Source organism: Streptomyces sp. NPDC104202 (assembly GCF_055584185.1).
Window position 1 is genome coordinate 57,792 of record NZ_JBVJMN010000004.1, and the last position, 21,839, is coordinate 79,630.

The 21,839-nt window shown below is 75.1% G+C and carries 24 protein-coding genes; 7 read left to right on the forward strand and 17 right to left on the reverse strand.

Translation table 11 applies throughout. The annotated features are described in order from the left end of the window. The first annotated feature begins 94 nt into the window (after window positions 1-94). Together ACZ60W_RS04105 and ACZ60W_RS04110 are read left to right on the forward strand one after the other, a co-directional pair. On the forward strand, window positions 95-607 hold the full coding sequence (locus ACZ60W_RS04105) for a GNAT family N-acetyltransferase (protein WP_469753790.1): 513 nt from the start codon (window positions 95-97) through the stop codon (window positions 605-607). 115 nt (window positions 608-722) lie between these two features. Beyond that, window positions 723-1,403: a DUF4230 domain-containing protein gene (locus ACZ60W_RS04110; protein WP_469753791.1), complete on the forward strand. Its 681-nt coding sequence runs from the start codon at window positions 723-725 to the stop codon at window positions 1,401-1,403. 100 nt (window positions 1,404-1,503) lie between these two features. On the opposite strand, the gene ACZ60W_RS04115 is transcribed toward ACZ60W_RS04110, so the two are convergent. Then, entirely contained in the window at window positions 1,504-2,298 is a 795-nt protein-coding gene (locus ACZ60W_RS04115; protein WP_469753792.1) for a 3-hydroxybutyrate dehydrogenase, read from the reverse strand. A 306-nt stretch (window positions 2,299-2,604) separates the two neighbouring features. On the opposite strand from ACZ60W_RS04115, the gene ACZ60W_RS04120 reads away from it, so the two are divergent. Beyond that, window positions 2,605-3,381 carry a CoA transferase subunit A gene (locus tag ACZ60W_RS04120; protein WP_469753793.1) on the forward strand — a complete coding sequence of 259 codons (777 nt, stop codon included), beginning with the start codon at window positions 2,605-2,607 and terminating at the stop codon, window positions 3,379-3,381. A 1-nt stretch (window position 3,382) separates the two neighbouring features. Next, on the forward strand, window positions 3,383-4,042 hold the full coding sequence (locus ACZ60W_RS04125) for a CoA transferase subunit B (protein ID WP_469753794.1): 660 nt from the start codon (window positions 3,383-3,385) through the stop codon (window positions 4,040-4,042). Between the two features lie 43 nt (window positions 4,043-4,085). On the opposite strand, the gene ACZ60W_RS04130 is transcribed toward ACZ60W_RS04125, so the two are convergent. The 10 genes from ACZ60W_RS04130 to ACZ60W_RS04175 all read right to left on the reverse strand — a co-directional run bounded on the left by ACZ60W_RS04130 (window position 4,086) and on the right by ACZ60W_RS04175 (window position 12,737). Then, the gene (locus tag ACZ60W_RS04130) at window positions 4,086-4,604 is read right to left on the reverse strand and encodes a DUF3291 domain-containing protein (protein WP_469753795.1); all 519 of its coding nucleotides are present in this window, start codon (window positions 4,602-4,604) and stop codon (window positions 4,086-4,088) included. A 32-nt stretch (window positions 4,605-4,636) separates the two neighbouring features. After that, window positions 4,637-5,317, reverse strand: coding sequence for a helix-turn-helix transcriptional regulator (locus ACZ60W_RS04135; protein WP_469753796.1), 681 nt, complete (start codon window positions 5,315-5,317; stop codon window positions 4,637-4,639). Between the two features lie 119 nt (window positions 5,318-5,436). Beyond that, window positions 5,437-5,793, reverse strand: a complete 357-nt coding sequence (locus ACZ60W_RS04140; protein WP_469753797.1) for a hypothetical protein — start codon at window positions 5,791-5,793, stop codon at window positions 5,437-5,439. Continuing rightward, the gene (locus ACZ60W_RS04145; protein ID WP_469753798.1) at window positions 5,790-6,419 is read right to left on the reverse strand and encodes an RNA polymerase sigma factor; all 630 of its coding nucleotides are present in this window, start codon (window positions 6,417-6,419) and stop codon (window positions 5,790-5,792) included. The genes ACZ60W_RS04140 and ACZ60W_RS04145 overlap by 4 nt, the downstream gene beginning before the upstream one ends. A gap of 40 nt (window positions 6,420-6,459) precedes the next feature. Further along, window positions 6,460-6,549, reverse strand: coding sequence for an LPXTG cell wall anchor domain-containing protein (locus ACZ60W_RS04150; RefSeq protein ID WP_469753799.1), 90 nt, complete (start codon window positions 6,547-6,549; stop codon window positions 6,460-6,462). A gap of 175 nt (window positions 6,550-6,724) precedes the next feature. After that, on the reverse strand, window positions 6,725-7,129 hold the full coding sequence (locus tag ACZ60W_RS04155) for an STAS domain-containing protein (RefSeq protein WP_469753800.1): 405 nt from the start codon (window positions 7,127-7,129) through the stop codon (window positions 6,725-6,727). Continuing rightward, a complete protein-coding gene (locus ACZ60W_RS04160; protein ID WP_469753801.1) occupies window positions 7,126-8,232 on the reverse strand; it encodes a cobalamin B12-binding domain-containing protein in 1,107 nt (368 codons plus the stop codon). The genes ACZ60W_RS04155 and ACZ60W_RS04160 overlap by 4 nt, the downstream gene beginning before the upstream one ends. Beyond that, window positions 8,229-9,920, reverse strand: a complete 1,692-nt coding sequence (locus ACZ60W_RS04165) for a SpoIIE family protein phosphatase (RefSeq protein ID WP_469753802.1) — start codon at window positions 9,918-9,920, stop codon at window positions 8,229-8,231. Before ACZ60W_RS04165 ends, ACZ60W_RS04160 begins: the two co-directional genes overlap by 4 nt. Window positions 9,921-10,098: 178 nt before the next feature. Beyond that, window positions 10,099-12,333, reverse strand: coding sequence for a SpoIIE family protein phosphatase (locus tag ACZ60W_RS04170; protein ID WP_469753803.1), 2,235 nt, complete (start codon window positions 12,331-12,333; stop codon window positions 10,099-10,101). Next, a complete protein-coding gene (locus tag ACZ60W_RS04175; protein WP_469753804.1) occupies window positions 12,330-12,737 on the reverse strand; it encodes an STAS domain-containing protein in 408 nt (135 codons plus the stop codon). The genes ACZ60W_RS04170 and ACZ60W_RS04175 overlap by 4 nt, the downstream gene beginning before the upstream one ends. Window positions 12,738-13,071: 334 nt before the next feature. Between ACZ60W_RS04175 and ACZ60W_RS04180 the strand changes: the two genes are divergently transcribed. Next, entirely contained in the window at window positions 13,072-13,806 is a 735-nt protein-coding gene (locus tag ACZ60W_RS04180) for a restriction endonuclease (protein ID WP_469753805.1), read from the forward strand. Between the two features lie 26 nt (window positions 13,807-13,832). Here ACZ60W_RS04180 and ACZ60W_RS04185 read toward each other — a convergent pair whose 3' ends face one another. Further along, the gene (locus ACZ60W_RS04185; protein WP_469753806.1) at window positions 13,833-14,663 is read right to left on the reverse strand and encodes a DUF1206 domain-containing protein; all 831 of its coding nucleotides are present in this window, start codon (window positions 14,661-14,663) and stop codon (window positions 13,833-13,835) included. Window positions 14,664-14,796: 133 nt separating this feature from the next. Here ACZ60W_RS04185 and ACZ60W_RS04190 point away from each other — a divergent pair, with 133 nt between their 5' ends. After that, the gene (locus ACZ60W_RS04190; RefSeq protein WP_469753807.1) at window positions 14,797-15,054 is read left to right on the forward strand and encodes a WhiB family transcriptional regulator; all 258 of its coding nucleotides are present in this window, start codon (window positions 14,797-14,799) and stop codon (window positions 15,052-15,054) included. A gap of 20 nt (window positions 15,055-15,074) precedes the next feature. On the opposite strand, the gene ACZ60W_RS04195 is transcribed toward ACZ60W_RS04190, so the two are convergent. Together ACZ60W_RS04195 and ACZ60W_RS04200 are read right to left on the reverse strand one after the other, a co-directional pair. Next, window positions 15,075-15,566: an ATP-binding protein gene (locus tag ACZ60W_RS04195; RefSeq protein WP_469753808.1), complete on the reverse strand. Its 492-nt coding sequence runs from the start codon at window positions 15,564-15,566 to the stop codon at window positions 15,075-15,077. A gap of 106 nt (window positions 15,567-15,672) precedes the next feature. Beyond that, a complete protein-coding gene (locus tag ACZ60W_RS04200) occupies window positions 15,673-16,917 on the reverse strand; it encodes a PP2C family protein-serine/threonine phosphatase (RefSeq protein ID WP_469753809.1) in 1,245 nt (414 codons plus the stop codon). A 106-nt stretch (window positions 16,918-17,023) separates the two neighbouring features. Here ACZ60W_RS04200 and ACZ60W_RS04205 point away from each other — a divergent pair, with 106 nt between their 5' ends. Continuing rightward, window positions 17,024-17,539, forward strand: a complete 516-nt coding sequence (locus ACZ60W_RS04205) for a MarR family winged helix-turn-helix transcriptional regulator (protein WP_469753810.1) — start codon at window positions 17,024-17,026, stop codon at window positions 17,537-17,539. Between the two features lie 110 nt (window positions 17,540-17,649). Here ACZ60W_RS04205 and ACZ60W_RS04210 read toward each other — a convergent pair whose 3' ends face one another. From ACZ60W_RS04210 to ACZ60W_RS04220, 3 genes are all read right to left on the reverse strand, one after another. After that, window positions 17,650-18,825 (reverse strand): PP2C family protein-serine/threonine phosphatase, encoded by a 1,176-nt coding sequence (locus tag ACZ60W_RS04210; RefSeq protein WP_469753811.1) that lies wholly within the window; start codon window positions 18,823-18,825, stop codon window positions 17,650-17,652. Between the two features lie 64 nt (window positions 18,826-18,889). After that, the gene (locus tag ACZ60W_RS04215; protein WP_469753812.1) at window positions 18,890-19,255 is read right to left on the reverse strand and encodes an STAS domain-containing protein; all 366 of its coding nucleotides are present in this window, start codon (window positions 19,253-19,255) and stop codon (window positions 18,890-18,892) included. A gap of 50 nt (window positions 19,256-19,305) precedes the next feature. Then, complete coding sequence (locus ACZ60W_RS04220; RefSeq protein WP_469753930.1) at window positions 19,306-21,699, reverse strand: SpoIIE family protein phosphatase; 2,394 nt, start codon at window positions 21,697-21,699, stop codon at window positions 19,306-19,308. Between the last annotated feature and the right edge of the window lie 140 nt (window positions 21,700-21,839).

Genomic DNA, 21,839 nt, shown 5'->3' on the forward strand with positions numbered 1-21,839 from the left:
GGGTGCCGGTGCCGCGCGTGCGCCGGGAGGGCGGGGCGGGTCACCTCGTGCCCGGGGTGGCTTGCGGGGCCGCCCACGGGGCAGGCTGGTGCGCATGAACGAGTTGCGCGGTGCCGGCGTCGTCCTGCGCCCTTCCGGACCCGGGGACGTGCCCGCCCTGGCCGCCATCCGGACCACCCCGGAGGTCCGGGCGCGGTGGCGCGGCGGCGACGACATGGCGGCGGAGGTCGCCTCCGACCTCGCGGACCCCTCCACCCACTGCCTGACCGTGCTCCACGGCGACCGGGTCGTCGGGATGATCCAGTGGTACGCCGAGGAGGATCCGGAGTACCGGCACGCGGGGATCGACCTGTACCTCGACCCGTCGGTGCACGGCCGGGGGCTCGGCACCGACGCCGTCCGCACCCTCGCCCGCCATCTGGTCGACGACGTGGGTCACCACCGGCTCGTCATCGACCCGGCGGCCGACAACCTCGCCGCGATCCGCTGCTACGAGAAGGCGGGCTTCCGCCCCGTCGGCGTGATGCGGCAGTACGAGGCGGACGCGGACGGCGGCTGGCACGACGGGCTGCTCATGGATCTGATCGCCTCCGAACTGGTGCGGTGACGGCGGCTTCCGACGGGCCCGCCCCCACCGCCCCTCCCCTCACTCCAGGTGCCAACAGAAGTCTCCCGAGGGCTGGTTGGGCATGAGTCCGGGCACTCCGGGGCACCCGCCGCCCATGGGAGAAGACACCGCGAACAGACGCTCGCCCCTCGGAAGCCGGCCGGAACGACCCGGACGGCGATGGCCGCTCGCCGCCGTCGTCCTGCTCGTGCTCGCCCTCGCCCTGCTGCTGGTGGGGCAGGTCCTGCGGCTGCCGGGGCTGGACGTGTTCGGCACCGAGGTGAAGGACCGTTCCGGACCCGCCGTCCTCAGGTCCGTCCAGGACATGCACCGCTACGAGGGTGCGGCCGGGACCTACCAGGTCGTCGTCGACCTGGAGCACGATGCCCGCTACCTGCCGGACGCCATCCGCGGGACCCGCACGCTGTACGTGGCGACCGGCAGCGTCACCGCCTACGTGGAACTCGGCGGCGTCGGGAAGGACGCCGTCACCGTCGACACGAAGCGGACCACGGTGACCCTGCGCCTGCCGCACGCCCGGCTGGCCTCCCCCGCCCTGGACCCCGAGAAGTCCTACGCCGTGTCCAAGCAGCGCGGTCTGCTGGACCGGCTGGGCGACCTGTTCTCCGACAACCCGGCGAGCGAACGGGCCGTCAACGTCCTCGCCGCCCGCCACATCGGCGAGGCCGCCCGGGAGTCGGACCTGACGTCCCGCGCGGAACGGAACACCACCGCCATGTTCCAGGGCCTGCTGCGCGCGCTCGGCTTCGAGCAGGTGACGGTCACCTACGTCTGACCGGCGCACCGCGAGCGGACCCGGCCGCGACGCCGTCCGCCCGGGGCGCCGGAGGGAAGGACGGGCCCCGGACGGGACAGGCTCCCGGGGCGGTCTCGGGTCAGCCCGCCGTCCAGCCGCCGTCGAGCGGCAGGGACGCCCCGGTGAGGTATCCGGAGTGGGGGCCGCAGAGCCACAGGACGGCGGCGGCCACCTCCTCGGACTCCAGGAGGCGCTTGACGGGCGAGCGGGCCAGCATGACGTTCGTCAGGACGTCGCCTTCGCTGATGCCGTGGGCGGCGGCCTGGTCCCGCACCTGCCCCTCGACGAGCGGGGTGCGGACGTAGCCGGGGTTCACGCAGTTGCTGGTCACCCCGTGGGGCGCGCCCTCGACGGCGGCGACCTTGCTCAGTCCCTCCAGGGCGTGCTTGGCGGCGACGTAGGCGGACTTGTAGGCGCTGGCCCGCAGTCCGTGGACGCTGGAGACGTTGACGATCCGGCCCCAGCCGCCCGCGTACATGTGGGGCAGGATCCGGCGCATCAGCAGGAAGGGCGCGGTGACCATCACCTTCTGGATCAGCTCGAAGCGCTCCGGGGGGAACGCGGTGAGCGGGGCCACGTGCTGGAGGCCGGCGTTGTTGACCAGGATGTCGGCCTCGGCCGGGAGCAGGTCGACCGCTCCGGGGTCCGCGAGGTCGGCGACGTGCGCGGCGCCTCCGGCGATCTCCGCGACGGCCCCGGCGGAGGCCGCGTCGCGGTCGACGACGTGGACGAAGGCCCCGGCCTGGGCCAGGGCGAGCACGCAGGCCCGGCCGATGCCGCTGCCGCCGCCGGTCACCAGGGCCGTGCGCCCGGCCAGGTCGACCGGGGCCGCGGGCGGCGGCAGGAGGGCTGGGGTGGGGAAGGTGTGCGTCATGGCCGGAGACACTAGGGAGCCCTCCAAGCCCGTCCCATAGGAACCGCCACCACAAAGACATCCTCCTCCATGGTTTCCCATGCCATACGGCGAGGCCGCGGCGGGCGGCACTCCTGAGCCCGACGTGCCCGTCTCCTCGGCAGCGGCACGGGGAAAGTCCGGGGCCCCCATCTGCGCGGGCATCGGTATGTGGAGGGCAGACATGGTCTCCGTTCCCGTCGTCTTCCTAGGCTCACGGCCAGTCGTTCGGAGTGGCACCGGCGGCGGCCTCCAGGGCCGTCCCCGTGCCCGAGGGAAAGGGACCGTATGGGTCTGGACAAGACGGTCGCGAGCGCGGCGGAGGCGGTGGCCGACATCCCCGACGGCGCCTCGCTCGCGGTGGGCGGCTTCGGTCTGTGCGGGATACCGGGCACGCTCCTCGACGCCCTGTGGCAGCGCGAGGTGGACGGCCTCCGCGTCGTCTCCAACAACTGCGGCGTCGACGACTGGGGACTCGGCCTGCTGCTCTCCGCGGGCCGGATCGCGCGCATGACGAGCTCGTACGTGGGCGAGAACAAGGAGTTCGCCCGGCAGTACCTCAGCGGCGAACTGGAGGTGGAGCTCATCCCGCAGGGGACGCTGGCGGAGCGGCTGCGGGCCGGCGGAGCGGGCATCCCCGCCTTCTTCACCCCGGCGGGAACGGGGACCCAGGTCGGCGAGGGCGGCCTGCCCTGGCGGTACGCGGCCGACGGTTCGGTCGCGGTCGCCTCGCCGCCGAAGGAGACGCGGGAGTTCGGCGGCCGCCCGTACCTCCTGGAGGAGGCGATCACGACCGACTTCGCGCTGGTCCGCGCGGCCGCCGGCGACCGGCACGGAAACCTGGTCTTCCACTCCTCCGCCCGCAACTTCAACCCCCTGGCGGCCATGGCCGGCCGGATCACCGTCGCCGAGGTCGACCACCTCGTCGCCCCGGGCGAGCTCGACCCCGACGAGATCCACCTGCCCGGCGTCTTCGTCCAGCGCGTGGTCCGGGTGGCCCCCGGCGACCCCGCCGCCGAACGGCGCGTCGAGCGCCGCACCGTACGACCGGAAGGCGGTGCCTGAGATGGCGCTCACCCGCGAGCAGATGGCCGCCCGTGCCGCCCTGGAGCTGACCGACGGCAGCTACGTCAACCTCGGCATCGGTCTGCCGACCCTCATCCCCCACCACCTGCCGCCCGGCGTCGAGGTGGTGCTGCAGTCCGAGAACGGCATCCTGGGCGTCGGCCCGTATCCGACGGAGGACGAGCTGGACCCCGACCTGGTCAACGCGGGCAAGGAGACCGTCACGACCCTGCCGGGGGCCTCGTTCTTCGACTCCGCCCTGTCCTTCGGCATGATCCGCGGCGGGCACGTCGACACCGCCGTCCTGGGCGCCATGCAGGTCTCCGCGGCCGGCGACCTGGCCAACTGGATGATCCCGGGCAGGATGGTCAAGGGCATGGGCGGCGCCATGGACCTCGTCCACGGCGCCGGACGGATCGTCGTCCTCATGGAGCACACCGCCAAGGACGGCACGCCCAAACTCGTCGGGCGCTGCGACCTGCCGCTCACCGGCCGCGCCGTCGTCCAGCGCGTCGTCACCGACCTCGCGGTCGTCGACGTCGGCCCCGAGGGCTTCGTCCTCGCCGAACTCGCCCCGGGCGTCACGGTCGACGACGTCCGGGCGGCGACGGGCGCCTCGCTGACGGTGCCCGCCGGATTCGAGGCCGTACGAGCGGTCTGACCGGCTCCGGTCGAGGCGGGCGGGGCCGCACCGAGTCCTCGCCTCAGAGCGCGGCGGACTCCTCCGCCCGCCCCGGCGTCACGGCCCCGCGGTGCGCGACGGCCTCGGCGGCGGTGTGGGCCGAGGCGAAGGTGAACGCACGCGGGGACGGCCCGTTCGCCCGCAGGTCGGCCAGCCTCTCCATGGCCTCGTCGACGGTCGGGAGCCGCCCTGCGGGGACCCACCAGAGCACCAGGTGCGCCTCGACGTGCCGGGCGAACCACTCGCGCCGCCGCCGCATCACCTCCAGGTGGCCGCTCCGGTACGAGAAGTCCCACAGGGCCTCCTGCGTCTCCCAGACCGACAGGTTGACGATGACGTCCTCGCCGGCCGGGCGCAGCCCCGTCGCGTCGGCCTCGCCGTCCCCGACGAGCCGCCAGACGAAGCCGGGCGCGGCGTCGGCGGCGGCGTTGACCGGGTCGAGCATCTCGACGAAGGGCGCCACGCGGGGGTCGTCGAGGGGGTGCCGGAGGGTGGCGACGTTGAGCTGGGCGAGGTGGAGGGCGTGCTCGGATGCGGTCATGTCCTCATCCCAGCACGACCCCGTTTTCTATGTCAATGTTCATTGTTTTTAGAATTCTCGACGACCACGCAGCACTCGCCCGGCCGGGCGTCCATCCGCGCGCGGACCGGCCCGTCCGTGCCGATCAGCCCTTCCAGGAGCGCGAGGTTCATGCCGCAGACGAGCGGAGGAAAGCGTTCGGCGACCGCGTGGAAGGGACAGTTGCGCATCCGGACGACGCTCCCGCCGACGCCCCCGGCCCCTTCATCGGCCTCCAGGTGCGGCTCGTAGCCGCGCTCGGCCAGCACCCGCACGGCGTCCTCGATCCCCGCGCACGGCTCCGCCGAGCCCCGCAGCGCCTCGCCCCGCCTCCGCGCGGCCGCACGGAGGCCGGCGTCGAGCCCGGCCTCCTCGGCGGCCTCGGCGAGCAGGTCGGCGGCGGTGCGGTAGTCACGGGCCGGCAGCGAGACCGACCGCTCGACCCGCGCCCGTGTGTACACCTTGGCCGGGCGTCCGGCCCCGGGACCCGACCGCCCCGTCAGCCGCCGGCTCCCGCTCTCCAGCAGCCCCGCCTCGGTCAGGCGGTGCAGGTGGTGCGCCGCGAGCGTCCGCGCGACCCCCACCGCCTCGGCGGCCTCGTTGCGGCCGACCTCGCGCCCCTGCTCGGCCACGTACGCGTACAGACGGCGCCGCACCGGGTCCTGCAGCACCGCGATCACATCGATGTCTTCCACGCCGCCATTCTAGGAACAACGCAGATTGGAGATAGAAGGCCGGCGGACCGCCCTCCGCCCGGCCGGGCACGCGGGCGGCGCACCGCCGCGGTGCCGCCCCCGACCGGGCGCGCCGCTCCTCACCCGCGCGCAGCCCCCTTCCCGTCCCCGACCGCCGGGTGAGCCGGGGCGAGGGTGCAGACCCCGTCCACGCACCGGCGCTCCAGTCGGCCGCGGGAGACGGTCTGCGCCAGGCCGACCATCCAGCAGGTCGGGCAGCCCCGGAAGGCCACCAGCGACAGCGGGGCCGCGAGCAGCGCGACCGGCCCGACGACCGGCACCAGGGCGATCGAGCCGACGACCAGCCCGAAACCGACGGCGCCGCGCGCCAGATGGCGCGGCACGGAGCTGCTGGCGTAACTCCTCGGAGGCTCGAAGGACCGCACGCTCCCCGTGCTCTCCCCGTTCCGCACGTTCCGCTCGCTGTTCACGGTCATCGGTCTCCTCGTCCCCTCCGGCCGGCGGCGTCCTCGTCCCCTGCCCGGCCGCCCGTCCCGCCCGGGACCGGCCCGGTCGCCGCCAGCGACCGGCGCAGGGACGTGCGGGCCCGGTGCAGCCGCGACTTCATCGCGGTGTCGCTCAGGCCGAGCGTGCGGGCGACGGACCTGCCGGGGAGGCCCTGGACGTCGCGCATGATCAGGACCTGCCGCTGCTCCCGCGGCAGCGCGGCGACCGCCGCCGCGATCCGCTCCACCTCCAGACGGTGCAGCACCGCCTCCTCCGCGGAGGGTCCCGCGGGTGCCGCGGCCCCCTCCCCGTCCGGCGGCGGCTCGCCGGTCCGCGAGACCAGCAGGCGCACCTGCCGCAGGCACTCGTTGCGCACGATCCGGAACATCCAGGAGGCGAGCGCGCCGGTGGCACGCAGGCTGCCGATCTTCCGGTAGAGGACGATCAGCGCCTCCTGCGCCGCGTCCTCCGCGTCCTGCGGCGTGGCGCACAACGACAGGGCGAACTTGCGCACATGGGGCTGCGACTCCAGGACGACGGTGGTCAGCGACGTGAGGTCGCCGTCCTGGGCCGCCCTGATCAGCCCCTCGTCGGGCCAGGTGTGGCGTCGGTTCATCCGCTTCCCGCCTCCCGGGGGTCCCGCCCGCCGCGGCCGTTCAGCCCCGGCTCCTGAACCGCCGCGTCAGGTGCCATCCGCACGCCGCCACGAGCAGGGCGCCGACCACGATCAGTGCCGTGACCATCATGAGTGTCTCCTCCGGTTCCACCGGCCCGTTCGGCCGGTACACGGATAGGAGACGGGACGGGCCACAAAGGATTCGGTCTCCGGCCGACCTTCCTCGGCCGGTCTCCGGGGCCGCCGCCCGCGGCCCCCGCCGGCCCGCCCCCGCCGATCCTCCGGCCCCCGCCGGACGCGACGGGTCAGGAAGGCGGCAGCGGCCGGCCGTCGGCCTCGTCGCCGGGGGTGACGCTCTCGCCCTCGGCCCTCTCCGGGGCCTCCGCCAGGTGGTCGTACGTGCCGGTGAGCCGGAGCAGCCGGTCCAGGAACGGCGGCCGGTGCTCCAGGTGGAGGCGCACCCCGGCGGCCGTGGTCTCCCGGTGCAGGGCGAGGAGCGCCGAGAGCCCCATCGAGTCGCACAGGGTCATCCCGGCGCAGTCGAGGCGCACGTCCGCGGGATGTGGGGCCGACGACAGGTGGGCGCGGGCGGTGTCCAGGAGTTCGTCGGCGGAGTCCCAGGCGAGGTCGCCGACGAGCACGACGTCGAGGACGCCGTCGGCGCCGGTGGCCGTCGTGAACGCGAAGGTGTCGTGGGGAGAGGTCGTCATGCGGGGATTCCGGGGGTCGGCGGCGAGGGGATGCGGGTCAGGGCTCTTTGCCCGGCGGCGAGGTGGGCCCGCGCGCGGGGGAAGTCGCGCTGCGCCTCGGCGAGGAGGTCGAGCGCGACGAGCAGGGCCCCGACGGGGACGCCGCGGGCCCCGAGGACGCCCGCGGTCCAGGACAGGAAGCCGACGAAGAGCTCCGCGTCGTCGGTGTAGAGGGAGGCCGCGAGGAAGTCGACGATGTGCGCGATGTCCTCGGCGGTCCGCTCCCGCTGCTGCGCGGTGTACGCGGCCATGGCCGGCACCCTCTCGTCCAGTCCGGCGAGGACGTCGCGCGTGAGCTGGACCCGGGTGCGGGTCACGAGGGTGTACTCCTGGTCGAGCAGGTGGGGAAGGCCCTCGTCGAGGAGGGCCGGGGTGTCGGTCGGGCGGAACAGGCCGACGGCGAGGAGGTCCGCGGCGGCGCGGGCGTCCGGGGCCCATCCGTCGGCGCCGAGCAGCCGCGCGTATCTGCCGTCGGGCCCGAAGGCGGCGCCGCCGACGAGGACGGGCAGTCCGACGGCCTGGACGGCGGTGATGGCGGCGTGGGCCGTCGGAAGGCGGACCGGCAGGGACGAGGAGAGCGCGACGGTGTCGCTGCCGTTCTGGTGGAGATGGGCGATGAGGTGCGGGGTGGGGACCTGCGCCCCGAGGTAGTCGACGGTGAAGCCCCGGCCGCGCAGGACCTCGGCGAGCAGGCGCGCGGGGAGCGCGTGCCACTCGCCGTCGACGCAGGCGACGGTGACGCGTCCCCGGGACGGGCCGTCCGCGGGGCGGGGGGCGGGGACCCGGTGGGCGAGGGCGCCGATGACGCGGTCCTGGATCGCCGTCACGGCGTGCTCCTGGGCGACCGTGAGCCGGCCGGCGGCCCACTCCCGGCCGACCCTGGCCTGGACGGGGCCGATCACGTCGAGGAGGACGTCCTCCAGCGGGACGCCGGCGTCGCAGGCGGCGAACACCGTCGCGGCGGCCGCGTGCTCGTCCCTGGCGTCGAGGGCCGCCCAGAGCCGCTCGCGGATGCCGGCGAGGGTGTCGGGGAGGGGCGCCGGCGGGGTGGTGTGCGTGGTCATGCGGTGTACCTGCCCCGGGTGTGACCGTCCACCGCCGTCAGATGGGTGGAGTGCGGTGCGGTGATCGCGACGACGGCCATGTCGTCGTGGGGGCCGCTGCCGACCCAGTCGCCGGCGAGCATCTGCATGCGTTCGACGACCGCCTCGGCCGGGAAGCCGACGCACTCCGCCAGCGCGGCCCTGAGCCGTTCCTCGCCGTACATGGCCGATCCGAGCGGTCCGCCGCGGGCCTCGGTGATCCCGTCCGTGTAGAGCAGGCAGGTCTCCCCGGGGGCCAGGTGCACCGTCGCGGACCGGGAGGTGACCTCGGGGAGCGCGCCGACGAGGGTGCCGCGCGTGTCCGCCTCCTCCACCTCGCCGGTGGTGCGCAGGATGAGGGGGATGGGGTGGCCGGCGCTGGTCAGCCGGATCCGTACCCGCGAGCCCGAGCGGCTGACCGAGGCCAGCACCAGGGTGGCGAAGCGGGTGTGGCGGGTCGTCAGGAGGGCGCCGTTGAGCAGACCGAGGACGTTCTGGTGGTCGCCGGCGAGGGGCAGCAGGGCGTGGAGCGTGCTGCGGATGCGGCCCGTGAGCACGGCGGCGTCCAGCCCCTTGCCGCAGACGTCCCCGAGGACGGCGAGCGACTCCTGCCCGGCGTCGGCCCCGGGGTGGACGTCGTAGAAGTCACCGCCGATCCGGTCGGTGTCCTGGGAGGTGCGGTAGCCGCCCGCGAAGTCCACGCCGTGGACGTGGTGGAGCTGCGGCGGGAGGAGTTCGGCGATGAGCGCGCGGGTGACGCGGGCCTGTTCGGCGTAGAGGCGGGCGGCCGAGAGCGCGGCGCCGGCGCGGGCGGCGAAGAGCCGGGCGAAGAGCTCCTCGGAGGCGTCGAAGGCCGCCTGGCCGTCGCGCCGCAGCAGGATCAGGACGCCGGCGGGTACGCCGTGGCCGGGCAGCGGGGTGACGGCGACGGAGCCGGGGGCTCCCTCGAAGTCCTCGGGCACCGCCCAGTCCGGAAGTTCGGCCGGGTCGATCCACCGCGAGGGCACCGGCGGGAATCCCTGGAGGGCCTCGGCGAGGCCGGGCACCGCGGTGGGGTCCATCGCCACGTGGCGTCTGCTGACCCGCTCGCCCACCGCGGTGACCAGGGGGTAGCGGTTGCGCACGGCGGGCGCGATGACGAGCGCCGCGTCGGCGAGGTGGGCGGCCGCGAGCTGCGCGGCCTTCTCCAGGCACCGGTCCGGGTTGAGGGAGGCCAGCAGCTGGGTGGACGCCTCCGCGAGGAGCGCGGTGCGTTCCTGCTCGCTGCGCAGGGCGCGTTCGGCGGCGACGAGGTCGGAGTCGTCGACCAGCCACCAGGCGACGTCGCCGTGGTCGGCGAAGGTGGGGTGGGCACGCAGGCGCCGGCCCTCGTGGCTGCCTCGGGCGGCGGGACGTTTCGCCGCCGCCGGGGAGGTGTCGGCGGGGCGCGCGCCGGGAAGCGATGGGCGGGCCAGTCGCCGGTGCGCGTCGGCGAGCCAGGTGGGGGCGACCTCGTCGAGCCACGATCCGACGACCATGTCGGGGAAGAGGTCGGCCGCGGCGTCGTTGAACTCCACGACTCCGCCCTCCCGGTCGGCGACCACCGCCGGGTGGGGCGCGCGGAGCCAGGAGGTGCCCACGGCCGCGGGCGCACCCCGCGACCGGCCGGACTGGGGTTCGAAAACAGTCATACGCGGGGCCCGCTACGACCGGCCCGCCACCTTCCGTCTCGACGACAGCTCGTCCGTCCACCTTTCCTCAGATGCCGTCCCCGCAGCAAGCGAGGCCCCCCTTTCGGGACCTCGGGGGGACTCGAACAGGCCATACCCCCACGTTCCCGGCACAGGGGCTTCACCGAACGGTCACGTCTCACGGCGTGTCGGGGTCGCCTCCGGTGGCGGTGAGGACGAGCACCGCCCGGTCGTCGTCGATGTCCTGACCGCCCGTGAAGGAGTGCACGGCGCCGGTGACCGCGTCGATCACGCGCCGGGCGGCCGGGCGGGGGCCGGCGCGGGCCACGGCCTCGGCGAGGCGGCGGTCGCCGAACTGCTCGCCGGTGGCGTCGCGGGCCTCGGTGATGCCGTCGGTGTGCAGGAGCAGGCTCTCGTGCGGGGCGAGGCGGAGGGAGTGGGTGACGACGTCGGTCCCGGGGGAGATGCCGAGGAGCGAGCCGGGGATGTCGAGGGCGTGCGCGGCGCCGCCGGAGTCGAGGTGGAGCGGCAGGGTGTGACCGGCCCGCACCAGTTCGACGTCCAGCCCGTGGGCGGTGGGGGTGAGCCGGCCGTAGACGAGGGTGACGAAGCCGGTCCCGTGGCTGCCGGGCCGGTTGACCAGGGCCCGGTTGACGGCGGCGACGACCGCCCCGGGATCGGGCAGCAGCGCGGCGACGGCCCGCGCGGTGTGACGGACGAGGGCGGTGGTGGTGGCGGCGATGGCGCCGCGGCCGCACACGTCACCGAGCAGGAACGCCCAGCGGCCATCCTCCAGGGGGAAGACGTCGTAGAAGTCGCCGCCGATGTCGAGCCCTTCGCCGGCGGGGTGGTAGTAGGTGGCGACGTCGGCGCCGGGCACGTCCGGCAGTTCCGGCATGAGCAGGCCGGCCTGGAGGTCGCGCGCGAGGGCGACGCGGTGGGTGTACTGGCGGGCCGTGCGGGCGGCGGAGGCGGCGCGGCGGGCGAGTTCCTCGGCGAGCGCCACGCCGTGGCCGTCGAAGGCGTGGTCACCGGAGGACAGCAGGGTGACGGCGCCGAAGGCGGTGCCCCGGTCGAGCAGCGGGACGCACAGGTAGCCGGTGACGCCGAGGTCGTCCCAGGGTCCCGGACCGGTGGGCGGGCGACGGGCGACCTCGGCGGCGCGGGTGGCCAGGACCCGGGCCACGACGTCGTCGGCGTCGTCGTCGGCCGGGACGTGGGCGGCGAGCGCCCGCCGCAGCCGTTCGTCCGGCGCGGCGGCCGCGACGCGGCGCAGCCGTCCGTTCTCGACGACGTCGACCGCGCACAGGGGCGCCAGCCGCGGGGCGCAGGAGGCGGCCAGGCGCTCCAGGATCTGGACGGCGTCGAGGTCGACGGTGAGGGCGGTGCCGGCCGTGAGCAGGAAGGCGAGGTCCTCGCGGGCCGCCCGCTCGCGGTCCTCCGCGGCCCGGCGGGCCGTCTCGGCCTGCTGTCGCTCGACGGCGAGCGCGGCGGTGTCGGCGAAGAGGCGGGCGAGGGCGAGGTCGGCGTCGCGCGGCGCCCTCGGGGCGCGGTGGTACATCGCGAACGTCCCCAGCAGTGCGCCGTCCCGGCCGAGGACGGGGGTGGACCAGCAGGCCGCCACACCGGCCCGTTCGGCCAGGTCGCGGAAGTCGTCCCAGAGCGGGTCGGTCGCGATGTCGGTGACGATCACGGGCGTGCGGCGGTGCGCCGCGGTGCCGCAGGACCCGACGCCCTCGCCGACGGTGATGCCGTCGACGGCCTCGTTGTAGAAGTCGGGCAGGCTCGGTGCCGCGCCGTGGAAGAGGTGCCGGCCCTCGTCGTCGGCGAGCAGCACGGAGACCATGAGCTCGTCGGGGGACAGCTCCTCCATGGCGCGGGCCATGTCGTCGAGGACCTCCGTCAGGGGGGCCTGGCGGGCGATCCGCTCCAGCAGGGCCCGGTGTTCCGCGGTGAGCCGCTGGGCCTGCCTGACCTGGGTCGTCTCCACTCCGATGACCCGGACGCCGGTGACGTTGCCGCCGGTGTCGACGCGGGGCTCGTAGGTGAGGTCGAAGAACGCCTCCCTGGGGCGCGCGGCGTCGCCCAGTAACACCCGGGCGTCGCGGCCGGTGTGGGGCTTGCCCGTCCGGTAGACCCGGTCGAGGAAGCCGATCAGGCCCTGCTCGACGAGCTCGGGCATCAGCTGTCCGAGGGGGACGCCGGTGCGGGCCTCCCGGTGGCCGCCGATCGCGCTGAAGAACGCCGGGTTGGCCGACTCGACCATGTGCGCGGGGCCCGCGAGGGAGGCGAAGACGGCGGTCGACCTGCCGAAGAGCACCCTCAGGTCCTCCTCCGCCGGCCCGGTGGCGGCCGGGGCCGCGGTGTCCGGCTCTGCGGGCCCGCGGGGCAGCCGGCCCGGTACGCGCCTCATGCGTTCTCTTCCCTGTTCGGCCGGGCCGTCGCGCCGGCGCCGGTGGAGGTGCCCGCTCCCGCAGGGCCCGCGGCCAGGGCGCCGGGCACGTCGGGGTGCACGGCGAAGACCTGGTCCAGGCCCGTCAGCGAGAACAGACGGAGGACGTTGTGCGGCACGGCGGCCAGCCGCAGCTCGCGGTGGTGCGCGGTCAGCCGCTGATACAGCCTCAGCAGGGCGCTGATGCCGCTGGAGTCGCAGAATGTCAGAGCCGCGAGGTCGGCCACGACGGGTCCGTCCCCGCCACCGGGTGCCAGTTCCCGGCGTGCGGCCTCGTCGAGCTGTACGGCGCTCTCGAAGTCGATCTCCCCGCGCAGCGCGAACACCGTGCCGCGCGCCTCGTGCCTGACGACGACCGTGAACACGCTCGGCTTCCTCTTCCTCCACGTGGGGCATATGCCGGTCCGTCATTCCGTCGGAGCGACATCGACTCCCCTGTCCAGGATCACGGATCCCAATCCTCCGTTTCGCCGTCTTCCTCGACGTTTCGGCTCCGGGTTCGGGGTGACACGGGCCGTGGGCCGTCGCCGTCACCCGAAAGGAGTCCCCTCGTCCGGCACCGGGCAGGACCGGACGAGGGGGCGTCTTTCGCGGGCGGGGTGCCGGCGGCGCCGCGTCGCGCGGTCCCGCGCTCCCCGTACGCGGGGGCGGGGCCGCGCTTCGGTCTCACTGGGGCGTCTATCGGGGAAGGGGGCCGCGATGTCGGTCAGCGGCGGCGGGGAGAGGGGCACGGCCGGGGAGGGCGCGGCCGGGCTGGGACGGGACGTGGTGCTCGCGGTGGGGCTCGCGGCGGTGGTCGTGGGCGGCGCGGCCCTCTTCCTCAGGACGGCCCGGGCGGCGGGCGCGCAGATACCCCTGATACCGGTGGCACTCTTCCTGGTGCTCGGCCTCGGGGTGGCGCTGGCCCGGTGGAGCGTGGTCCCGGCCCGCGGCCGGGCGCGGCCCCGCGTCCGCGTCCGGGGGCGCCGCCGGGCGGCCCTGGCCGCGACGGCGGAGGTGCCGGTGGTGGACGGCGACGCGCTGGACCACTCCGGCGTCGATCCCGACGGGTTCGAGCACGCGGTGGCGGCGCTCTGCGCGCGGGACGGGTGCGGGGCCGTGGAGGTGGTAGGCGGCGCCGGCGACCTGGGCGCCGACGTCCTCGCGACCACCGCCGACGGCCGGCGCGTGGTGATCCAGTGCAAGCAGTACGGACCGGACCACCGCGTCGGCTCCCCGGACCTGCAGCGGTTCGGCGGCACCTGCTACACCGTCCACGACGCCGACGTCGCCGTGCTCGTGACGACCAGTTCGTTCACCGACCCGGCCCTGGAGTACGCGGCCACGTGCGGCATCCTCTGCGTGGACGGCGAGGCGCTGGACGCCTGGACCGCGTCGACGGCGCCCGCCCCTTGGGAGTCGCTTCCCGAGGAGCGGGAGAGCGTCCCCGGGTGAGGCCCCGGGGACGCGGTGAAGTGGCGTCAGACCCGGCGCCACTTCGCCTGGCCGAAGGAGAAGACACCGAAGAGCACCAGGCCCGCGGCGACGGCGATGAGCAGCCACGGCCCTGCCGGGGTCGCCGCGAACGAACGGATCGCGTCGTCCATTCCCTTGGCCTGCTGGGGGTCGTACGCGATCGCCGCCTTCAGGCCGGAGTAGCCGAGCGCACCGAAGACGAGGCCGCGTGCGAGGCCGCCCCCGACGCCGGTCACGTCCATGAGGCGGCGCTGGTAGGTCTCCATGCCTCCCCACTCCAGGCGGTCGCGGTACTTCCGCATCACCGCCCTGCCCGCTATCCACACACCGGCCGCCAGGACGCCCACGGCCACCGCCCCCACCCACCAGCGGCCGCCGGGGAGTTCGAGCAGCCGGGCGGTGACGTCCCGGCTCTGCCGGTCGGTCGAGCCCGCGCCGCTGCCCCGCTCCCCCACCGCGAAGGAGAGGACGAGGAAGGCGGACGCGGCGTAGAAGACGCAACGGCCCGCGGAGAGCGCCCGTTTGTGGGCTCTGTCGCCCTTGGGGCCCGCGGCCCCGAAGACGGCCTCCGAGAGCCGCCACACCGCCATGCCGGCGAGGCCGATGCCCAGGGCCCAGAGCAGGACCGCGCCGAACGGGGTGGCCGCGACGCGCGCCAGGGCCCCTCCGCGGTCGGCCTGTTCGCCCGTTCCCGTCAGTCCGACGCGCACGGCCAGCGCGCCGACGAACAGGTACAGCACCCCCCGTGCCGCGAATCCAGCCCGGGCACCGGCCCGAACGGCCTCTCCCCGGAACGCCTTGGCCCCAGCGGCCGTGTGCACCCTCGCAGTCGTCATGTCCGCAAGCTCCTCTCGCTCAGTGCTCCGGGTGCCCCGTCCTTCCGCGCCGAATCCGCGTTTCCACCGTTTCGAGTGGGCGCGAGCGGTGACGCGGGAGGGAGAACATCCCGCGTTCGACCGAGGAGGACCGATGGACAGCTGGCGCGAGGCAGCGGCCTGCCAGGACGCCGACCCCGATCTCTTCTTCCCCGTGGGGAGCGGCGCTCCGGCGCTCGCCCAGGCCGAGGAGGCGAAGAAGGTCTGCCGGCACTGCCCGGTGCGCGAGCAATGCCTGCGCTGGGCCATGGACGACTCCCGTCAGGTGACGGGCGTGTGGGGCGGCCTGACGGAGAACGAGCGCGCCTCCCTGCGCCGGCGGCTGCGCCGCGGGGCGGACGGGCGGCGGTGAGGGCGGAGCGGGCGGGGCCGCTACGCCGGTTCCGCCCGGCCCTCGCCGGGCTCCGCCGGCTCCTGTCCGGCGTCCGCCGGTGCGAGCGCGATCCGGGCCCGGACCCGCTTGCCGGCGGGGTGCGGCTCGACGGTGACGCTCTCGCAGACGGCGATGACGATCTCGACGCCGTGCTGGCCGATCCGGCGCGGGTCGTGCCCGCGGGGGACGGGGGCGGCGGTCGCGCCGTCGATCACGGAGATGTCCAGGTGGTCGGGGCCCAGCTCCAGCAGCAGCCGGAAGGGGCCGGGCGCGTGCCGGACGGCGTTGGTCACCAGCTCGCTGACCACCAGTTTCGCCAGGTCGACGTGGTCCCGCGGCACCGGCGCCGACCGGGCGCCGGGGGCGGCGAGGAAGTCGCCGGCGAAGCGGCGGGCCGCCGCGATCGCGCCCGCGTCGGCTCCGTCGTAGGAGGCGCTCGCGGACAGCGTGGGCTCCGTAGCGGCACGCTCCGCGGTGATGGCGTCCGTCATCGCCCCGTTCCCCTTTCACACGGCTTTCCGGGCGCACTGGGCGCCTCGTATTCCGCCCTTCCCCCCTTTGCGGTTTCCACACCGCTTACACCGGGAATCACGGGCGTCACCGCTCGGTCGGCCGCCCCGTCAGCGGGCGGGGAGCCCGGGGGAGGTCCGGCCCGGCCGGGTCCCGCGGGGCGCCCTGTCCCGGGGCCGAGCGACCCCGCCAGTCGAGACAGAGGACGAGGACGGCGTCCGGTGCGCCGCGGGACGTCCCGCCCAGGGCCCGCACCACGGCCCGCGGGGCGTCGGCGCAGCTCAGGCCGCGGGTCAGGGCCACCGCGCGCGCGACGGGTCCGTCCGCCGACTCGTCGGGACCGCCGGGGGCCGGTTCGGGTTCCCCACGGACGCGGGCGACGAAGACGAGCCGGTCGCCGGGGTGCACCCGCAGGCGCTGGGTGACGTACACCGTGTCCTCGAACATGCCGAGCGGGAGCTGGCGGTCCAATTCGAGGCGCCGGGTCTCCGGCCCCCGCAGCAGCCAGACGGTCGGCGAGCCGGCGTCGACCACCTCGGTCCTGCCGGTGTCGAGGTCGAAGTCGAGCAGCAGGGCGGGGAGCGGGCTCTTCCCCCGGTACTGGCCGTAGAGCGCCTGGTCGGTGAGGCTGGCCTGCCCCACGAGGTCGAGTCCGGCCCGCCGTGCGTTGCGGATGGCGTTGAGGGCGAGGGTGCTCACCAGGGCGGAGGGCGTGCCCGGTCCGGTGCCGTTGGCGACGACGAGCTGGAGCCCGTCCTCGGTCAGGCTCCAGTCGAGGACGTGGCCGCCCGACACGTAGGCGGGCTCCCAGTGGGCGTGCAGATCGAATTCCGGACCGGTGCAGGCCCGGCCGGGGAGCGCGTCCCACTGCATCTCGCCGGCGACGGTGAGGGCCTCCGTCCGGCGGGTGGAACGGTAGAGGTCGGTGTGGCGGTCGGCGACCTGGAGGGCGTGTCCGAGCATCTCGGCTGCGGCGGCGAGGCCCTCCGCCGACTCTCCGGTCGCCCGGTCGGCGGGCAGGGCGACCACCAGCACGCCGAACCGGTCGCCGCGGACCGTGACCGGAAGGTACGCGGTCCCCGTGGGCCCGTCATCGCGGAAAAGATATGGTTGCTGGGTGCGGAGGACGCGATCGGCGGGTCCCGCGCCCGTGGGTCCGTGCCGTACCCCGGCCGGGTTCTGGACCGGCTCGACGGGGCGCAGGCAGGTCAGCCCGTAGTCGAGGAGCAGCAGGTCGGCCGAGGTCGCGGCGAACCGCCGCGCGAGATGGACTCGGAGGGAGTCCAGGAGGAGGTGTGGTGGCGCCCCGCGCAGTGCGCCTTCCACTGTCACGTGTCGGTCCACCGAATCCGTACCGCCTTCTGGAGAGTTGTGAGATGACCGGTCCGTCGGAGAGCCGACGTCCTCGGTCCCGGACGCCCGAGGAGTGTCGGCAGGCATGAACACCAACCCCGACCCGGCCCGGCGGGAGGCGCAGCAGGCGACGCAGGGCGCCCGCGAGCTCATCGAGCTCCTGGAGGTGCTGTGGGAGCGCGGCCGGGACATGGTGTCGTCGACACCGGTGTCGGCGTCACAGCTGCGCGTGCTCTACAGCCTGGACCGCGACGAGGGCATGAGCCTGCGGACCCTGGGCGGGCTGCTCGGGTCCGCGCCGCCGTCGGTGAGCCGGATGTGCGACCGACTGGAGGCGCTGGGGTTCGTCCAGCGGCTGCCGAGTCCCGTCAGCCGGCGGCAGCTGGAGCTGCACCTGACGGTCCACGGCAAGGCGTACCTCCGGGACCTGCGGGCCCAGCGCGAGGAGGCCCTGCTCGCGGTCATCGCCGGTATGTCGGCCGCGAGCCGCAAGGCACTTCTGCGGGGGCTCGCCGGGTTCCAGGACGCCCTGGAGGAGGGCGGCGGGACGACGGCCTCGTCACGCCCGGACACGCCGCTGAAGGACGTCAGTTCGGCCTGATCCCCGGGCGCCCTCGGCGTGGGCCGGCGGTACACCCATGTCCCCCTCTGGTCATCCTCGTGGCGTGCGCACCCGACCGTCCGTCAGGTGTTGCCACAAGGATACAGTTGTCACACGGCAACTGTTGACGGGGTCCCGATCCAGTCGAGACAGACCACCAAGGCGTCGTCCTCCAGCGGCGACTCGCCGTGGTACGCGGCGAGTTCGCGCAGGACCGCCTGCGGCACATGGGTGGGCGGGAGCAGCCGGGTGCCGCTCAGCGCCCGGGCCAGCGCCCGCTCCCCGTAGCTCTCCCCGGCCGGCGAGGAGGCGCCGTACACCCCGTCGCTGCCGAACAGCAGCCGGTCCCCCGGGAGCACGGTGAAGCGCTCGGTCGTGTAGACGGTCTCCTCGAACATGCCGAGGGGCAGCTGGGCGTCGAAGGTGACGGACTCGACGGAGCGGCCGCGCAGCCGCCACATCCGCGGCGAGCCGGCGTCCACCGCCTCCACCTCGCCCGTCGCGAGGTCGAAGGAGAGCAGCAGCACCGACACGTAGGTGGCGCCCCGGTACTGCGCGTAGACGGCCTGGTCGGCCAGGGCCGCCTGGTCCGCGAGGCCGAGTCCGGCCCGCCGTGCGTTGCGGAGGGCGCTGATCGCGAGGTTCGACAGCAGCGCGGCCTCGATGCCCTCGCCCATGCCGTTGGTGACGGTCAGGGTCAGCCGCCCCTCGGAGACCGACCAGTCGTAGTTGTCGCCGAAGATCGCGTACGCCGGCTCCAGATGGGCGCCCAGGGCGAACTCGGGACGGATGCACGCGCGCCCGGGAAGCAGCTGCCACTGCATCTCCGCCGCGAGGGTCAGCCGGGCCGCCCGCCGCGCCAGGACGTACAGGTCGGTGTCGCGCTCCGCCACCAGGATCTCGTGCCCGAGCGCCTCGCAGAGCTGCCCCAGGGCGGGAAGCAGCGGTCCCGCGTCGGTCTCCGGCGGCAGGTCGGCCGACAGGACGCCGAGCCGGTCCCCGCGCACGGTGACGGGCAGGTGGACGCGGACCGCTTCGGCGTCACGCGTGACGTACGGCTCCTGGGACCCGAAGGCGCGCCCCTGCGGACTGTCGTGGATCGGGACCGACGGCGTCGCACCGGCCCTCCGCTCGACCAGCTGGAGCGTCCGCAGCCCGTAGTCCGCCAGGCGCAGCTCCACCCGCCGGGCGTCGCACTGCTCCCGCAGCGCGTCCTCCACGACGCCCACCAGCAGGTGCGGCGCCGCCTTGCGGAGTGCCTGCTCGACGGCTGCGATCTCGTGCACGTTCTTCCCGTTTCCTTCCTCTGCGGGCGCGGCCCCGCTCCCCGGGACCGCGCCGGTCTCACGGCTATCTCGCGCCCGCGGCGGCCAGTGCCTCGGCCACGCCGTCGTGCGGCGGAATGGTCATGGTGACCCCGGTGATCTCCAGGATGCGCCGCACCGCCGGGGTCGGCGCGGTGAGGTACAGGTCCCCGTCGGCCGCCCGGGCCTTGTGGACCACCCTGATCAGGACGTTCAGGCCGGAGGAGTCCATGAACTCCAGCGCGGACAGGTCCAGGACGAGGTGCCGCCTGCCCTCCCCCAGCTGCTCCGTCAGGTGCTCGTGGAGGCGACCGGCGGTCTCCATGTCCAGCTCGCCGCGGAGGGACACCACCGCCGTGCCGGCGTCACGGATCTCCACGTCGACATCCAGGTTCGCTTCTCGCTCGGTCATGTTCCCTGCTTTCCACTGTGAAGGACGGTCGGTCGGACGGGCGGGGGCGGTCAGGTCACCCGGACACCGACCAGACACGTGTCGTCGTCGGTGTCCGACTTGCTGCGCGACAGCAGCAGGTCCAGTCGGCGTTCGAGGCTGTCGGCGGGCATCCGTGCGACCGCCAGCAGCTGGGTGACCGAGTCGTGGACGGAGGTGTCCCGCCGTTCGACGAGTCCGTCGGTGTACAGCAGGACGGTGTCGTCGGGTTCGAGCCGCACCTCCGCCTCCTCGTACTCCGTCTCGGCCAGCGCCCCCAGCAGCAGCCCTCCGAGGAGCGGCTGGTCCGCCGCCTCGCCGCCCCGCACGAGAACGGGGGGCAGATGTCCCGCCCGGGCCCAGCGCAGGGTACGGCTCTCGGGGTCGAAGATCCCACAGACCGCGGTGGCGGTCACGTGCGCCGTGAGGTGGTGGGCCACGCTGTTCAGCCAGGCCAGCAGCTGGCCCGGACCCGCGCCGGTGACGGCGAGGCCGCGCAGGGCGTTGCGCAGGACGACCATGCCGGTGGCGGCCTCGATGCCGTGTCCCGCCACGTCGCCGACGCACAGCAGCACCTTCTTGGACGGCAGCACGACCGTGTCGTACCAGTCGCCGCCGACCATGGACTCCGACTCCGCCGGGCGGTAGCGCACGGCGACGTCGAGGCCCGGCGCGTCCAGCGGCGGTTTGACCGGCGGCATGATGGCGTGCTGGAGCTGGAGGGTGAGCCGGTTGCGCTCCGCCGCCTCCTCCTCCGTGGCGGCCAGCCGGTCGCGGGTGGCCGTCAGGGCGACCTCCGTCCAGTGCTGCGCGGAGATGTCCTGGTAGGCGCCGCGGACGGCGAGCAGCCGGGCGTCCGGGCCCACCGCCGGTTCGGCGATCACCCGGATGTGCCGCGTGACCCCGTCCCGGCGGAGCAGGCGGAAGGCCGTGGAACCGGCCCGGCGGTGCCGCAGCACCGACTGGAGGAAGCTCCCGATGGTGTCCGCGTCGTCCGGGTGGGCGTGGGCCGCGAGGTCGCGCAGGGCGACCGGCGGCTCGGTCGACGGCCTGCCGAAGAGGTCGAAGAGCTGCCCGTTCCAGGTGATCTCGCCGTCCAGGACCGACTCCTCGAAGGCACCCACGCGGCCGAGCCGCTGCGCGTGCTGGAGGAGGCTCGCCAGCCGGGCCGACTCGTCCTCGACCCGCCAGATGAGCAGGACGCTCTCCCCGTGCCGGCTGATGCTGATGTCCGCCGGGGCGGAGAGCGGCACCTGGTCCACGAGGGCGGTCAGCCGGGCCCGGCGGGCACGGAAGGGCTCCCCCGTGGCGTAGACGCGCTCGATCCGGTCGAAGAGCTCGTGCTCGCCGGCGGTGGCGGGGTACGCCTCCAGGAGCAGCGCGCCCTCCACGGCGCTCCGGGTCCGCCCCGCGGGGTCCTGGAAGTGGGCGTTGGCGTGCCGGATGCGGAAGTCGGCGAGCCGCCCCTGCTCGTCCAGGTACGGGGTCAGCACGAGGGCGGGGTCGTAGAGTCCGTCGGCCAGCTCGGCCAGTTCCAGCGCCCGGTCCTCGCCCGGCACGAGGGGCCGGGCCGGGACGGCCGGCCCGGCATGGGCCTCCAGGGTGTGCGCGCAGAGTTCGGCGAGGGCCTCGATCTGCCGCTCCACGGCCTGGGGCTGGGGTTCCAGCGGGCGGTCCCAGCAGATCTCCAGGACGCCCTGGATCCGGCCGCCGGTGCCGGCGGGGACGACGACGCGGCCGCCGTCAGGGTGGCGCGCCCTCCCGATCGAGGGAATCGCGGCGGCGGCGAGACCCGGCAGCCAGACCGTGCTGCGGGCCGCGAGGGCCTGGCGGGCCGCGGTGGCCACGCCCGGCGGGACGTAGTGCCAGCGGGCCGCCTCGTCCGGGCCGAAGCCGGCGTGCCCGCGCAGGGTCAGGGAGCCGTCCGCCCCGGTCGTCCAGATCGCCACGGCGACCGCGCCCAGGGGCGCGAGGGCGTGCCCCAGGAGCGACTCGGCGACGGCCTGGGTGTCGTCGGCGCTGAGCGCCGCGCTCTCGGCCGTCCGCAGCCGCACGGCCACGGAGGCCCCCGGGCCGGGGTCGCCGGGCTCGCCCGCCGCGGTCCGGACGAACGCGCCGGCGACCTCGGCGACCTGGTCGTGGGCCGCCTGGTTGATGATGTCGGCGGCCAGCTCCAGCTGGGTGAGCCCGGCCCGGTCGGCGAGCTCGGCCAGCTGCCGGGCGGCCTGGGCGGGGCCGCACCCCAGGCGCTCGATCATGACGCCCTTGGCCAGTTCGACCAGGGCGCGGCCCTCGGCGGCCGCGTGCGCCGCGCGCACCTCGCCGCGCAGCCGTTCCACGGTGGCGGCCAGCCGGCCGACCGTACGGCGGTCGTCCGACGACGGTTCGGCGCCGTCCGGGACGGCGGGGCCGGGGACGCCGGCCACGAGGACCTGCGCCGCCGGGGCGTCCTCTCCTCGGGGGCCGGAGGACGGGTCGTCGTTCCCTAGGTGGGGGGCACTCACGTCGACGGCTCCTCGGTGGGGGTGGCCGCGGGGCAGCCGGGGGGATGGGGGCGGGGGGCGCC

Bases quoted from the DNA above. Each gene is read 5' to 3' on its own strand.
- ACZ60W_RS04105 (WP_469753790.1), top strand. From the start codon at position 95: ATGAACGAGTTGCGCGGTGCCGGCGTCGTCCTGCGCCCTTCCGGACCC.
- ACZ60W_RS04110 (WP_469753791.1), top strand. From the start codon at position 723: ATGGGAGAAGACACCGCGAACAGACGCTCGCCCCTCGGAAGCCGGCCG.
- ACZ60W_RS04115 (WP_469753792.1), bottom strand. From the start codon at position 2,298: ATGACGCACACCTTCCCCACCCCAGCCCTCCTGCCGCCGCCCGCGGCC.
- ACZ60W_RS04120 (WP_469753793.1), top strand. From the start codon at position 2,605: ATGGGTCTGGACAAGACGGTCGCGAGCGCGGCGGAGGCGGTGGCCGAC.
- ACZ60W_RS04125 (WP_469753794.1), top strand. From the start codon at position 3,383: ATGGCGCTCACCCGCGAGCAGATGGCCGCCCGTGCCGCCCTGGAGCTG.
- ACZ60W_RS04130 (WP_469753795.1), bottom strand. From the start codon at position 4,604: ATGACCGCATCCGAGCACGCCCTCCACCTCGCCCAGCTCAACGTCGCC.
- ACZ60W_RS04140 (WP_469753797.1), bottom strand. From the start codon at position 5,793: ATGACCGTGAACAGCGAGCGGAACGTGCGGAACGGGGAGAGCACGGGG.
- ACZ60W_RS04145 (WP_469753798.1), bottom strand. From the start codon at position 6,419: ATGAACCGACGCCACACCTGGCCCGACGAGGGGCTGATCAGGGCGGCC.
- ACZ60W_RS04150 (WP_469753799.1), bottom strand. From the start codon at position 6,549: ATGATGGTCACGGCACTGATCGTGGTCGGCGCCCTGCTCGTGGCGGCG.
- ACZ60W_RS04155 (WP_469753800.1), bottom strand. From the start codon at position 7,129: ATGACGACCTCTCCCCACGACACCTTCGCGTTCACGACGGCCACCGGC.
- ACZ60W_RS04160 (WP_469753801.1), bottom strand. From the start codon at position 8,232: ATGACCACGCACACCACCCCGCCGGCGCCCCTCCCCGACACCCTCGCC.
- ACZ60W_RS04165 (WP_469753802.1), bottom strand. From the start codon at position 9,920: ATGACTGTTTTCGAACCCCAGTCCGGCCGGTCGCGGGGTGCGCCCGCG.
- ACZ60W_RS04170 (WP_469753803.1), bottom strand. From the start codon at position 12,333: ATGAGGCGCGTACCGGGCCGGCTGCCCCGCGGGCCCGCAGAGCCGGAC.
- ACZ60W_RS04180 (WP_469753805.1), top strand. From the start codon at position 13,072: ATGTCGGTCAGCGGCGGCGGGGAGAGGGGCACGGCCGGGGAGGGCGCG.
- ACZ60W_RS04185 (WP_469753806.1), bottom strand. From the start codon at position 14,663: ATGACGACTGCGAGGGTGCACACGGCCGCTGGGGCCAAGGCGTTCCGG.
- ACZ60W_RS04190 (WP_469753807.1), top strand. From the start codon at position 14,797: ATGGACAGCTGGCGCGAGGCAGCGGCCTGCCAGGACGCCGACCCCGAT.
- ACZ60W_RS04195 (WP_469753808.1), bottom strand. From the start codon at position 15,566: ATGACGGACGCCATCACCGCGGAGCGTGCCGCTACGGAGCCCACGCTG.
- ACZ60W_RS04205 (WP_469753810.1), top strand. From the start codon at position 17,024: ATGAACACCAACCCCGACCCGGCCCGGCGGGAGGCGCAGCAGGCGACG.
- ACZ60W_RS04215 (WP_469753812.1), bottom strand. From the start codon at position 19,255: ATGACCGAGCGAGAAGCGAACCTGGATGTCGACGTGGAGATCCGTGAC.